We start from the raw sequence: 15,191 nt of genomic DNA on the forward strand, positions 1-15,191 counted from the left end.
AGCCACTAATTACATACTTCGCTATCAACAGGCATTCCCGCCGAGAAAAATGTTGCAAAATGATACCGGGCGCGTTGAAAGTTTTCTCTTTTCTACTGTTTTCATGATGTCGCTTTTTTGAGATAGGCAGGTGAAGCGGCCTAATATTCTTTCGCCACTACATCTATTACAATAGCAAAAATACAAATTATATATTACATATGAAAATAAAAAGCGCCCGCAATAATGCGGACGCTTTTGTTTGCAATAGGCCCCCTATGATACTTTATTGTACCGAGATCCTTGTTCTGAAGTTTTGACTGCCGTTGGTCAGGTGCAGCATGTACATGCCACGTGCAACCGGACCGAGGTCGAACTGCAGTTTGTTGCCTTCAAGAGCAGTTTGTTTCTGGATAACCTTACCTGCCATATCCGTGATCACAACTTCTGACTTCTCAAGACCTGCTGGCAGTTCTACTGTGAACGCGCCAGTGTTCGGGTTCGGATAAACTTTCACATCTGTAGTTACCATAGCTTTTACACCGTGGTTATCACCTTCTTCACCGTCACCAGTTCCGCTGTTCTTGTTGCTCGGACAGTCGCCCAATACACAGCCGTGTGCCAGATGGGCTGCGATAGCCGATGTTGGCAGACACTGTTGTTGTGTGTTAGCAGGGTTGCCCGGAGGATAATGGCAGATCTTCACTTTGTTGCCACAACGTACATCTATCACCTGAACTGGCATACTTTGCGTAATGCTGCAACCGGTAGCGTCAGTAATAGTTACTGTGTAGACAGTACTTACCAGCGGACTCATTGAAGCGTTTGCCGAAGCAGGCGTAGCACAACCCGTGATCGGGGTCCAGCTGTAGTTGCGAGGACCTACACCATCCTGAACGGTTGAGCTCAGAGTCACTGACTGAGGACCATAACCCAGGTAGATTGTGTGGATCTGGTGGTTGGCATTGATCGTGTTCACAGGGCTCACTGCAACTGCTGCATTGTTCAGCGCGTGAACCGTGATCACCTGGTCGCAGGTGGTAAAGTTACCTGACACGTCAGTTGCTTTCCATGTGCGGGTGATCGTGTAGTTGTAGTAACCGCTGTTAGCAGGGTTGCTGTTTTGAGTACTTACGTCGCTGCTTGTTATAGCAACTGGCGCGCAGTTGTCAGAACCTGTTGCAGAACCATTGTCTGCTACACTTGTCTTACAGCTTACCGTTGCGTTAGCAGGGCAAGTGATAGATGGTGCAGTGATATCCTGAACAGTGATCACCTGGTTAGCTGATGTAGCGTTACCGGTCACGTCAGTCGCTGTCCATGTACGGGTAATTACATAATTGTAATGACCTGCATTGTTCGCGTTAGCATTCTGAGTGCTGGCGTCGCTGTAGGTAATAGCAACTGGTGAGCAGTTGTCTGTACCAGTAGCAGTACCGTTTGCTGTTGTTGAATTATCATCCTGGCAATTCAGCGTAACGTTTGCAGGAACAGTTATGCCTGGTTTAGTTACATCCTGAACGGTGATGGTTTGATCAGCAGATGTGCTGTTACCAGTTACGTCGGTCGCCGTCCATGTACGAGTAATTACATAGTTGTAGTAACCTGCATTATTTACGTTAGCATTCTGAGTGCTGGCATCGCTATAAGTAATTGCAACTGGTGAACAGTTGTCTGTACCTGTAGCAGTACCATTAGCGGTAGTCGAGTTGTCGTCCTGGCAATTCAGCGTTACGCTTGCAGGAACTGTAATACCAGGTTTAGTTATATCCTGAACGGTGATCACCTGGTTAGCTGATGTAGCGTTACCAGTTACGTCAGTTGCTGTCCATGTACGGGTAATTACATAATTGTAATGGGCTGCACTGTTCACGTTAGCATTTTGTGTGCTGGCATCACTGTAAGTAATTGCAACTGGTGAGCAGTTGTCTGTACCTGTTGCAGTACCGTTTGCCGAAGTTGAATTATCATCCTGGCAGTTCAGTGTTACGTTAGCCGGAACAGTGATGCCTGGCTTAGTTACGTCTTGTACCGTGATCACTTGATCAGCTGAAATGCTGTTACCAGTTACATCAGTTGCTGTCCATGTACGAGTGATCACATAATTATAATGACCAGCATTGTTCACGTTAGCATCCTGGGTGCTGGCATCGCTGTAGGTAATTGCAACTGGCGAGCAGTTGTCTGTACCTGTTGCTGTACCATTAGCAGTTGTTGAATTATCATCCTGGCAATTCAGAGTAACGTTTGCAGGAACTGTGATACCAGGTTTCGTTACATCCTGAACGGTAATAGCCTGGTTGGCTGATACACTGTTATTTGATGCGTCGGTCGCTGTCCACGTACGAGTGATCACATAATTATAGTGACCTGCGTTGTTAACGTTAGCATCCTGAGTGCTGGCATCTACGTAGCTAACAGTAGCACCGCAGTTGTCTGTAGCAGAAGCCATGCCGGTTGCTGATGTAGCAGTAGAACCATCGCAGCTAACTGTAATGCCGGAAGGAATTGTCAGTACTGGTTTTGTGGTATCCAATACAGTTACAGTAGCCGTTGTGGTTGAAGTATTGTTCGCTCCGTCAGTACCTACCAGTGTTACAGTATTAGCACCAAGGTTGCTGCAGTTGTAAGTCAGCGAAGAAACTTTAGGCATTGTGTAAGTAGCCTGTATGTACAGGCGTTTACCTGTGCCAAAGCAAGGATCGCCAAACAGGGTATTACTAGCCGGGATAGTTACTGAGTTTTGCCCGATCGCTAAGCTTGAAACTACAGACATACTGCTGGAAGAATGACAGCCACTTGTTGTGAAGTTGCCGCATGAACCGTTTGGCGTACCATAGCTTGCAAAATTGACAGCCGAAATAGTAGCGCCTGCCGGTGCTGTAAGCACTGCATCGCTTCCATGCTCAATACCGATAGCACAAATAGTACCGGTTGTTGAACCAGCACCTACCAGGCTCAGGTTCAGGGTTCCGCAATTGTCTGAAGAACCATTGTTAACCTGTGACGGTGTAATAGTGGCAGTACCACTAGCACCCAGGTAAGCAGTGATGTTCTGAGCCGCTACTGACGGATTCACATTGTCAGTTACCGTAACAGTAAATGAACATTGTGCTGTACCGCACGAGTTGGTGGCTTTTACAAGCACATTGGTAACGCCCTTGTTGAAAGAGAGGCCGCTGCCGTTACCTGAACTGCTAGCTGTTGTAGCACCAGTCAAGGTGTACGTGATAGCTGGTGCAGGAATACCTGTTGCGCTTGTAGCATAGTTCACAACTGCATTACATGAAGCTGGGGTTGTATTTGCATTCATGTTCGACGGGCATGCCGAAAATGCCGGCATTGTGTTTACGGTTACACTTAGTGGCGATGAAGTGGCTGTACAACCTGTTTTAGTAACGTCAACGGAGTAGCTGCCGCTTACAGTTGCTGTGTAGCTTGAGTTGTTAGCATTTGCTATGTTATTACCAGTCAATTTCCATTGGTAGGTATTACCCGAACCTGTGTTCGCATTCAGCACAACTGAGCCGCAGCCTGTTGCACCACCAACCGGTGTGATCGTAGCAACAGGAGGAACGAAAGCTGCACAAGTGCCCGAAGCATTTCCGGCAACCCAGTCAGAGGTACCACCAGTCAATGCGAAGTTCTGCAGCGTACCGTTCTTACCGCTTGCGCTCAGATCTGTAAGAGTAGTTACTGCGGTATTATTACCACCAATAAGGCCCTGATTGAACCTATAATATTCAACAAGGCCATTTTGTGGCAGGCTGAGTTCGCAGCCAACATTGTTTGTTATCTCGCCTTCACACAGTGCCCTGTTCCAGATGCGTACTTCGTCTATCTGGCCTTTCATAAACCTTTGGGTAGCGAACCTGCTGTCTTTACCAAGTGCTATAACCGAGTTAGGTTCATTTACTAAATGATTTGTAACACCAACGGGTGATGAAGACACCAGCACACCGTCTTTGTAAAACTTCATACCGGCAGGACTAGCTACGCCAGTATACTTATGCCAACCTGGAGTTACCGGCACTTCTATGTCCCTAGATACGCCGTTGTCATTAATATAGAACTGCACAACATGGTAACCGGGAACATAGTGCATCAGCCATTGCATAGAAGTGTTCACGTTCTCCGCCGACTGCGAAATACCTGATCCCATACCGCTTGACGGGTCAATGATCGCTGTCCATTCTACGGTCAGCTCATTGCCAAAGCTATTGTAAGGATTCGCGATCCTAACATAGTCATCAACACCATCGAAGTCCAATGCGCCCGCAGGTGGAAGAGAAGCTGTAGTGAAAGACACCTCGTTTCCGTAAGAAGTGCCCGCAGAGTTGGTAGCATACGACCTTACATAATAAGTTGTACCCATACTGAGTCCACTAAGGTTCGAAGTAAAGGCGCCTGTACCGGTACCATCTGTAGTAAAATTATTAGCAGTAGTAGGAACAGGCGAAGTACCATATGCCACACCACGCGCACTTACAGCAGCGCCACCATCACTGGTTACGTTGCCACCTGTTACGGCAGCTGTACTAGTAACGCCGGTAGCAGCATCGGTAGTTACCACAGGCTGGCCCGGAGCTGACGTACCGCCAGCTGCGTCATCCACAAATAATATTGGGTTAACAGCCTGATCTGAGTAATTGAAACAGCCGAGACCCAGGGTGTATGTACCTGCTGCACCGGCAGTAAAGCTGGCAGAATGCCAGCCAGTACTTCCATAGCTCCCGGTAACGATGGTTCCCGGTGAGCTAAAAGAATTAACCGTAACGGCAAGTAATTGCAGTTGCTGGTAGCCGGGGCCAACCAGGCTGGCAAATACGCCATCGTTATACGGAGAATAATCCTGGGAAACATAGTTCCAGTATACATTCACGGTTTGACCAGCACCCAGGAAAACCGATTGCTTAATACTTCCGTAGTTAGTTGAACCATTGATAACGCTGGCATTCATGTTGGTCAGCGCACCGGCAGTCAATCCCAAAAAGGTTTCCGTAGAACTCCTGGATGTTCCTGATGCAGGTTCGATACGGGCCATACGGGTATTGGCCGGAGTTACCAGCCAGCTTTGTTGATTAAACCCAGAGACCACCGAAGTGCTTGAGGTCGCGGTCCAGCCCGAAAGCGTACCGTCCTCAAAACCCGGGTTACTAAACTGGGCTGATGACTCAGCCGGCAGTCCTGCTACAAAAAGAAGAGCAAGAGCGTATACGAATTTCAAAATGTTCTTTCTCATAACAGGTCTCCTTTAAAGTCTGCGTTAACAATTTGATATTGGTCTCCGTTTTGAACAAGATCCATATCCACCATCACTACTTTGTAGCCCTGTTCGGTATGGTTGTAGAAGTAGGTCAGAGAAACAGCAACCTGTTTGCCTTCATTCTTTACTGCGCCTACCACAAAATAGTTGGAAAGCGACCCCGAAGCTATTTGATCGGTCGACCTGAGACTCAGGGAACGGCCACGGGCGGTAGCCTCCCGCGCAAGCTGAACGCCTGCCGGCAATCCCATAACGTTTACAGCACCTTTGCCGTTGGCCGCATAATACTTTTCAAAGCCCGGCTGGTTGATGCAAGCCAGCACGATCTGTTCGGTTGCGGCAGACGACGTTGCGCTAATGCCGCGGGCACCAGACGTTGGGGCACGGTCGGGGCCCCGGTCTGCCCGTGTCGCCTGTGCGTAGACAGACAACGTGGCCAGGGATAACCCGACCATCAGGAGTAATCGTTTCATTTGGTTTGTGTTTAATTGTACTGGTAAAAGATTTTCGCTAACAGGTAAAAAAAAGAGAGAAATGGACGCCGAAACGTTCAATTCTCTCTTAATAGAACTTATGTGGTGAGCAACACACAACTAATCGTTATGCATCGCCGGGGTAATTCAGGCTGCAAATATTGCTTTTGAAATATTCCTTGTCAAGTGCTTGCGTTAAAAGCAACGTTACAATCATCGTTACAACTTATAATGCAATCAAAATCTGTAAATTATATCATGGCAGCCTTTTGATCCAGAGCCAACTTTGAAACGCAAAAAGCCTTTGTTTTAACCAGTTTTTAATAACAATATTTAATAAAAAAAGAAGCGCCCGCAAAAAATGCGGGCGCTTTTCTTCATATACCTCTGTCTGTAAATTCCTATTGAACCGAGATCCTTGTTCTGAAGTTTTGACTGCCGTTGGTCAGGTGCAGCATGTACATGCCACGTGCAACCGGACCGAGGTCGAACTGCAGTTTGTTGCCTTCAAGAGCAGTTTGTTTCTGGATAACCTTACCAGCCATATCCGTGATCACAACTTCTGACTTCTCAAGACCAGCTGGCAGTTCTACTGTGAACGCGCCAGTGTTCGGATTCGGGTATACTTTCACTTCGGTCACCGCTAGGGCTTCTACACCGTGGTTATCACCTTCTTCACCGTCACCAGTTCCGCTGCTCTTGTTGCTCGGACAGTCGCCCAATACACAGCCGTGTGCCAGGTGGGCAGCGATAGCTGATGTTGGCAGACACTGTTGTTGTGTGTTAGCAGGGTTGCCCGGAGGATAATGGCAGATCTTCACTTTGTTGCCACAACGTACATCTATTACCTGCACCGGCATGCTCTGCGTGATGCTGCAACCCGTACCGTCGGTAATAGTTACCGTATAGGTTGTGCTTACCAGCGGGCTAACCGATGTCGTAGCAGAAGCAGGGGTAACACTTCCAGTGATAGGTGTCCAGCTGTAGCTGCGTGGACCAACACCATCCTGAACCGTTGAGCTCAGCGATACCGATTGTGGACCATAACCCAGGTAGATCGTATGGATCTGGTGGTTGGCATTGATCGTGTTCACAGGACTTACTGCTACTGCTGCATTGTTCAGCGCGTGAACAGTGATCACCTGGTCGCAGGTAGTGAAGTTACCTGACACGTCAGTTGCCTTCCAGGTACGGGTGATCGTGTAGTTGTAGTAACCGCTGTTAGCAGGGTTGCCATTCTGAGTGCTTACGTCGCTGCTTGTTATGGCAACTGGCGAGCAATTATCAGAACCAGTTGCAGAACCATTGTCTGCTACACTTGTCTTACAGCTTACTGTTTTGTTAGCAGGACATGTAATGCTTGGTTTAGTAACGTCCTGAACAGTGATCACCTGGTTGGCTGAAGTGCTATTACCGGTCACGTCAGTTGCTGTCCATGTACGGGTAATTACATAGTTGTAGTGACCTGCATTGTTCACGTTAGCATTTTGTGTGCTGGCATCGCTGTAAGTAATAGCAACTGGTGAGCAGTTGTCAGTACCGGTAGCAGTACCATTAGCGGTAGTTGAATTATCATCCTGGCAATTCAGGGTAACGTTCGCCGGAACAGTGATACCTGGTTTAGTTACATCCTGAACGGTGATGGTCTGATCAGCCGAAGTGCTGTTACCGGTCACGTCAGTTGCTGTCCATGTGCGGGTAATTACATAGTTGTAGTGACCTGCATTGTTCATGTTAGCATTCTGCGTGCTGGCATCGCTGTAAGTAATAGCAACTGGCGAGCAGTTGTCTGTACCTGTTGCAGTACCATTAGCGGTTGTTGAATTATCATCCTGGCAATTCAGGGTAACGTTTGCAGGAACTGTGATACCAGGTTTAGTTACATCCTGAACGGTGATGGTTTGGTCAGCCGAAGTGCTGTTACCAGTTACATCAGTTGCTGTCCATGTGCGAGTGATCACGTAGTTGTAATGACCAGCGTTGTTCCCGTTAGCATTCTGCGTGCTGGCATCGCTGTAAGTAATGGCAACCGGTGAACAGTTGTCAGTACCTGTTGCTGTACCATTAGCCGAAGTTGAATTATCATCCTGGCAGTTCAGGGTAACGTTTGCAGGAACTGTGATGCCTGGCTTAGTTACGTCTTGAACAGTGATGGTCTGATCAGCCGAAGTGCTGTTACCGGTCACGTCAGTTGCTGTCCATGTGCGGGTAATTACATAGTTGTAGTGACCAGCGTTGTTCATATTAGCATTCTGCGTGCTGGCATCGCTGTAAGTAATGGCAACTGGCGAGCAGTTGTCAGAACCAGTCGCAGTACCATTAGCACCTGTTGAATTATCATCCTGGCAATTCAGGGTAACGTTTGCAGGAACTGTGATACCAGGTTTAGTTATATCCTGAACGGTGATGGTTTGGTCAGCAGAAGTGCTGTTGCCAGTAACATCAGTTGCTGTCCATGTACGAGTGATCACGTAGTTGTAATGACCAGCGTTGTTCACATTAGCATCCTGTGTGCTGGCATCGTTGTAAGTAATGGCAACCGGTGAGCAGTTGTCTGTACCGGTAGCAGTACCATTAGCTGTTGTTGAATTATCATCCTGGCAATTCAGCGTAACATTTACCGGAACTGTGATACCAGGTTTAGTTACATCCTGTACCGTAATTGTCTGAATGCTTGTGTTAGCATTATTGTTTACATCAATTGCTTTCCAAGTACGGGTAATGGTGTAGTTATAGTGTGCAGCATTATTTATGTTAGCATCTTGTGTGCTTACATCGCTGTGTGAAATTTCCAAAACACCGCAATTATCATTAGCCGTTGCAGTTCCGGTTGCAGCTGGTGCAGATGAAGCATGGCAATTGATAGTAGTGCTTGCAGGAGCATTCACAACCGGCAGCTGTGCATCTTTCACTGTAACTGTAAAGCTGCAGTTAGAAGTGTTGCCACAACCATCTTTAGCCTGCACATTTACCGTCGTTATACCAATAGGGAACGAAGTACTCGGATTCTTAGAATAGGTAATAACCGGAACATTATCGCAGTTGTCTGTCGCAGTAGCAGCAAAGCTCACGATAGCACCGCATTGGTTGTTGTCATTGTTTACTACAATGTTTGCGGGACAGTTTAGTGTAGGTGCAGTTGCATCTATTACACTGACATTCTGTTCGGCAGCAGCCATGTTGCCAGCAGCATCCTTACTAGTCCAAACCCTGTTACGTTGATAAGCCGTAGGGCATGCAGACTTGTAGAACACTTTTACGTTGTCCATCTGACCAACGAACTTGTTAGCAGACACATTGAATAAGACATTGCGATAGTCATAGCCAATAAAGGTGCGGACGTTGCCATCTTTGTTCATGGTCACCACGCCCGGTGTAGATGTAGTGTTATCCAACACACCATCTATATACAGCTTAAGTGCTGTACCATTTCTTTCACCAGCAACATGGTGCCATTGGCCATCGTTCACAGATGCATTAGAATACATCTCGCCAAGACCACCGTCGCCCGATACCAGGAAGTAAGCCTTACCCGGCACGCTGGTTGCGCCATTGTGGTTCGTACCTATTTTCAGGATATATTGACCATCAACACTGGCATCTCTCTGTTGAATAATGGTCATTCCACCACTGCTGGTAGTTTTTACCCATGCACTTACAGAGAAGTCACCAGTACCACTAATACTACCAGCAGTACCTGCGTCTATAGTTGCTGTACCATTGAACAGGAAGCTGTTGGCACCAAAGAGACCCGGTGCATATTGGATACCCGATGCAGTACCATTAGCGCCACCAACCACATCACTGGTATTACCATCAGCCGGCCAGTAGTGTGTCTGATTAGCGGCCACGTTCGGGAACTGGAAGTAGTTAACTGCGGTTGCACCGTTGCAATTATCGCTTGCTGTCACTATTGCAGGTGTCGGAACTGATTCACATGATGCAGTTGTATTAGAAGGGACACCAGCGAATACCGGTGCGGTCACATCTTTGATAGTAACGGTGAAATTGCAGGTAGCAGAACCGCAGGAGTTTGTTGCGGTGATCGTAACATTGGTAACACCAACATTGAACTGAGTACCACTACCATTGCCAGAACCACTTGCAGTGGTAGCACCAGTCATAGAATATGTCAAAGCAGGAGCAGGTGTACCAGTAGTAGCTACCAGCGCATTGTAAGCTATACCTGTTTTACATTGACCCGGTGCGTTGTCTGCCGATATAGGCTGCGGACACTGAGTAAATGCTGGCATTGAGCAGTTGATCGTACCGCGTATTGCAAACGCGTACGTAGCCTCATCGCAGTCATTGCTGGCGATGTTCACCGTAGCATTGTGCTGGGTTACAGAAGAACCATTGAAGACAATGTTATAGTTAGCACTACCTGCAGCCGGAATGGTTATAGGGAAGCTGATACCATTGACTGAGAAGTTGCCCGCTTGTGCTCCGGTAAAGCTGATACCATTTACGGTTATCGGCGCTGTACCATTATTCTCGATAGCAAATGCTTTGGTAATCGTGTTCCCAAGACCTGTGCTACCCATATCAGTATTAGCGGCCGCAGATACAGTAGTAGTATTATTAAAGATATTCTGACCGTTACCCTTCACATGAATATCGCCCACCAGGTATGGCGTGCAATTGGTAGTAGCACCGCCTGGAGCTATCCAGTTTGATGTAGCACCATTCAGTGCGAAGGCATTAAGCGTACCAGTTGAGGCATTAGCCGTGGCATCAGTCAGTGTATTTACACTGCTGTTGTTTGCATTAGCAAAGCCCTGGTCAAAGTTGTAGTTAGCAAACAGGCCGTTACCTTGTCCATTCAGCTGGCAGCTGTACTGGGCAGTGATCTCAGCGCTACACAACGCCCTATTCCAAACACGAACTTCATCGATAGCTCCTTTGAAGAAACGGCGTGTGCCATAGCCAGCATCATCGTTATGTTTACCGATGTGCATGTGCACCGTGTTATTCAGCGCAACAGCTGCATGGTTGATGCTTGCAACCTCAGTACCGTTTACGAATACCTTAAAATTACCCAGGTTATATACCACAGCCACATGCGACCATTGGTCAGCGACGATACCGGGCGCATTTAATATCTCGTGGAAACCGTTCTTGTATTCAATTACTATACGAGAACCACCATTGTATACGTTCACACCAAAACCTAAGCCGTAATTACCGGGTAGGTCATTACTGAGTACATTGTTTGGATAGAACACATCGCCTTCCGGACGAAGTTCTGGTTTTACCATTGCTTCGAGCGTAACAGGGATTGAATTGATAGCAGGCATAACCGGTATACCTATCCAATCGTTGATACCATCAAAATGAAGCGCCTTACCCGGCTGATTAACTACGACAGTAGTCATACCTGTATCCTTACAGCCATTGGCATCTGTACCTGTAACTATATAGGCACCTGCTGCTGTAAGTTGCGCATTATTAATATTAAATGATTGGCCCGCAGCGATAAAGCCGTTAGGACCAGTCCATGTATAAGAAGTTGCGCCGCTGGCAGATACGGTGGCAGTGCCTCCCATATTTACCGGGCTATTGTTAGTAGCAGTTACCGCAGGCAATGCATTTACCGTCACCACGACAGGCGCAGATTTAGCCTTACCGCAAATGCCAGTGATATCTACTGTATAGCTACCGGCTTGCTTAACCACCAGGGTCTGACTGTTGGCACCATTAATACTATTTCCATTAAGCTTCCACTGGTAAGCACTTCCATCGCTTGCTGACAGGATAACTGAATCGCCCTGGCAGAATGTAGTAGTACTATTTGGAGTGATCTTGGCAGTTGAATAAGTAACACCATACTTATTGCTCAGGTATACGTTTATATCCTGGATCTCGCATTCTGTAAGCACACGATCATAAACAATAAACTCAGCGATGTCACCATCCATGAATCCATCATCACCATCGAAACCGAGGCGCAGCGATGTTTTTGCATTCAACGGTTCGGTCTGGTCTGTAAACGTGCCCAGCAGGCTACCATTGAACCAGAATGAAGAACCATTTGCAGGACCATTATTTACACCACCGCTCACTTGGCCATCATAGATAGCAGTGAACAGGTAGAGATTACCTGGAACACCTGAATTAGGAATTACTGTATAAGGAGGATTTTGGTTGGGACCGCGTGAAGCAATACCATTATTGTTGTTGCCGGTAAAGCTAAATGAAGCCAATGCGAACCTGTCCCAGTTGCCGTCATCATTACCCCAAATACCTTCATGTCCCTGGCCGCTGAGTCGGTAAACAGTAATAACACTTACGTCAGGTGTTACACCTGCGCGTATATCGATATTACCAAAGTTATAAACGTTGCTACCTGCAAAACGAACCACGGGTTTTCCGTTAATCACCGAAGCTGCATCTGATCTAATAACACCTGCGTTAGTGCCAGCCAGCTGTACACCATCATTACCATTTCCCGATTTATCGTTCCATGTATTGATAGCCGAATTATTAGCAGGGTTATTACCGCTGTTACCATCGGCATCTATATCCGAAGCATCGAGCCAGGTACGGATACCACTGATAACGTCTGCCGGACCTTGCAATACTTTAACCAGCGTAGTTGCCGTAGAAGAACAGCCACCAGTTGTACCGGTAACAGTATAAGTACCTGCATTAGAAAGTTGCGCGAAACCGATGGTGGCCGTAGGACCGTTGGCAGTGAAGCCACCTGGACCGTTCCATGAATAGGTGGTAGCACCTGCTGCAGATAATTCAATATTGCCCGTGATTGGTACCGGGCCATCATTACTGGCAGTCACCACTGGAACTTGCACCATATATGGGGCTGGAGAAGATACGAATCCACAGCTGTTCGCAACAGTGATGGACTGAAGTGAGCAAACGCCCGGCGGTAGCGTAACCACTATGTTTGTATGAGTTGAAGCAACAACGTTCATTGTGGTGCTGCCGATATTCACCACCGGTGTAGTACCGAAATTGGTACCCGATATAGTGACGTTTGTTCCGGGAATAGCATTGTTAGGGGTAATAGCGTTAATTACTGGTGGCACAGTGATCCCGAAACTGAAGGGTACCGACGCCATACAACCGTTATTTACTATTACCGCACCGCTGCAATTAGTTACCACAGGTGCAATAAAAGAAAGTGAAGTTGGCGAGCTTACATTCGCTGAAATGGTGCTGCCCAGGTAGTTCACACTAGTAGCACCGGGAATGAAATTGGTTCCTGAGATCGTTACCAGGTATCCGCCAGCTGTTGTTGGTGAATTAGCTATTACGTTAGTAACTACAGGTTGCTGCGATACCACGTAAGGAACTGAGCCTGATATGGCATTACAAGCATTTGTCACTACAATATTACCTGCACATGCCGCCGAGGGCGATGGCAGTACTGCTGTGATGCTGGTATTATTGTACGATATTATCGAAAGATTAGTACTGCCATATTTAACTGTTCCCGACTGTCCGAAGTTATTACCACTGATCACAATGGTGGATCCGGGAGCCGCGTTCATTGGGGTAATATTTGCAATAGATGGCGGCGTCGTTATGGTATAACTAAAAGCTGTTGACGAAGAACCACAACCTGAGGGACTGTTAACGATCACTGTGCCAGAGCACATGGCGTTGGTGATGGCTGGCAGAGTAAAGGTGATGGCTGTTGTCGTAACTGAGGTAACTGCTACCGGTATCCCATCAAGCGTTACGGTGCTGCCTGGTTTAAAATTGGTACCATTGATCGTTACCTGAACACCACCTGTCATAGGCCATGACGAAGGAGCAGGGCTTAAAGATGCAACCACGGGTGTTGAGCTAAGGCTTCCACCTTCAATAAACACACCTGAATCATACCGGTCATCAAAAATATCAGCTATTGCTATTTTTAAGTGGTAAGTAGAACAAGGAATAACTGCCGACGAAGCGACAAACAGCTTCGTAAAGCCATCAAACTTAATTGATGTACCGGCACTATTGTTTATATAATTTATGCCGAGTGGATTATTTCCGGTGTTGGTACATTGCGCTAAAGTTGACTGGCCGGCATTACCCACAACACCCGAAGTACTGTTGATTGTAACCGGAGTATTGGTCCCGGGTATCAACGCCATATTCTTAGATCCCGAGATACCTGGACCGGAAATGAAAAAGGCAAAGGCATCATTGTACTGGCTACAACCATACCCGGTGTATTCTTCAGACGCAAACTGGTAGCGGAAACGCACCGTGTCGCCCTGGGGAACAAAATCAAAATTTAAGACGCAAGCGTCTGCTGTTGTCGCGCCACCCATTAGCGAGGACAATTGCGCATCGCCGGCTCCGCCTGTCGCTACGTCGGCAAGCGATGATGCTGCGCCCGGCATGTTTGCAGCCTGGCCAGTTGTCATGATAATACCGCTCGAAATACCCAGCGGACTAGAGCCACTTACAGAGAAGGTTCCATTACCCACCCCAGGGCAGGTAAGCGTAACATTGGAGATCGTGACGCCCGATCCCACAAGCGCGTTGGCCAATTGCGTCGCCGCCTGGTTGGCCACCACAGATAGCTGCGCAAAGGCAGTTATCGGTAATAACGCAAGCAGCAGGGCCGTGCTTTTGATAAAAAGCCTTGAAGATGCTTTGATCGTTTTCATAAAAAGTTTGTGGTAATGATATAATGAATGTCTTAGTGGCTGAACCGGTTAAGGTTTACTAAAGGCTACCTTGTAAGTCTCCTGGTTCTCGCCATACATGAATTCAACATAGTAATTGCCGGGAGACAGGCTGGATATATCTATGTTTTTCCCCATCCTGCGGGTAACGGTCTGAGTTTCCAGATCGATCATCTCCTTGTTATCAGCATCAATGATGTGAGCGTTCAGCTCAAAAGCCGAAGTGACGCTTATCTCCAGTACCAGGTTATTGTCGGTAACCGGAATAGGTGACAGCGAATAGTGAACGGTGCATGTGGCACTCGGGCTAAAGTCTCCGGTTATCCGTCCGCGTTCGCCAGTTTGTGCGCTGGCCGAAAAAACCGTCAAAAGCAGCAAGAGTAATGAGGAGATCAGGATTGTGTGTTTCATAAACTGGTATTGAAAAGTTTAAATTTCGCATTGGGGTTGGGTGAACAAGGTCTAAGAGCAGAGCTTCTATGTCAACTTTTTAGTCTCGGCAAATATTTTACTTATTCACTTTTAATGAAATAAACGCTACAGCCTAACAAAATGTAAGTGCGGATAATTGATGGGTTTTAAAACAACACGGTGCCTGTATCGGCGTCAGACGCTCCTATCCAACTGCTGCATACATAAAAAACGGTTCTATTGGACGGCCGTTTATATGTTACAAATTAACCGGGCGACAAATATTGGAATTATGGTTATTAATGTCAAGTTACACTCATTAAAACAACGTTACATTTCCGTTACAGTCGAGTTACAGTTCCTCAATATATTTTAATTGAACTATTTACATATTAATAATAAAATACTTAAATAGAG

At 47.0% G+C, this 15,191-nt stretch carries 4 protein-coding genes; all 4 read right to left on the reverse strand.

What is annotated here, in order from left to right:
* Positions 1 to 265: 265 nt before the first annotated feature.
* Positions 266 to 5,221 carry a LamG-like jellyroll fold domain-containing protein gene (locus tag P2W83_RS05120; protein ID WP_276132622.1) on the reverse strand — a complete coding sequence of 1,652 codons (4,956 nt, stop codon included), beginning with the start codon at positions 5,219 to 5,221 and terminating at the stop codon, positions 266 to 268.
* A complete protein-coding gene (locus P2W83_RS05125) occupies positions 5,218 to 5,718 on the reverse strand; it encodes a hypothetical protein (RefSeq protein ID WP_276132623.1) in 501 nt (166 codons plus the stop codon). Before P2W83_RS05125 ends, P2W83_RS05120 begins: the two co-directional genes overlap by 4 nt.
* A 401-nt stretch (positions 5,719 to 6,119) precedes the next feature.
* Complete coding sequence (locus tag P2W83_RS05130) at positions 6,120 to 14,345, reverse strand: choice-of-anchor L domain-containing protein (RefSeq protein ID WP_276132624.1); 8,226 nt, start codon at positions 14,343 to 14,345, stop codon at positions 6,120 to 6,122.
* Between the two features lie 48 nt (positions 14,346 to 14,393).
* Positions 14,394 to 14,774 (reverse strand): T9SS type A sorting domain-containing protein, encoded by a 381-nt coding sequence (locus P2W83_RS05135; RefSeq protein ID WP_276132625.1) that lies wholly within the window; start codon positions 14,772 to 14,774, stop codon positions 14,394 to 14,396.
* Positions 14,775 to 15,191: the final 417 nt, after the last annotated feature.

The organism is Polluticoccus soli (assembly GCF_029269745.1).
Classification (GTDB): Bacteria; Bacteroidota; Bacteroidia; order Chitinophagales; family Chitinophagaceae; genus Polluticoccus; species Polluticoccus soli.

Excerpts from the sequence above, each read along its gene's own strand:
- P2W83_RS05120 (WP_276132622.1), bottom strand. The coding sequence starts at position 5,221 with ATGAGAAAGAACATTTTGAAATTCGTATACGCTCTTGCTCTTCTTTTT.
- P2W83_RS05125 (WP_276132623.1), bottom strand. The coding sequence starts at position 5,718 with ATGAAACGATTACTCCTGATGGTCGGGTTATCCCTGGCCACGTTGTCT.
- P2W83_RS05130 (WP_276132624.1), bottom strand. The coding sequence starts at position 14,345 with ATGAAAACGATCAAAGCATCTTCAAGGCTTTTTATCAAAAGCACGGCC.
- P2W83_RS05135 (WP_276132625.1), bottom strand. The coding sequence starts at position 14,774 with ATGAAACACACAATCCTGATCTCCTCATTACTCTTGCTGCTTTTGACG.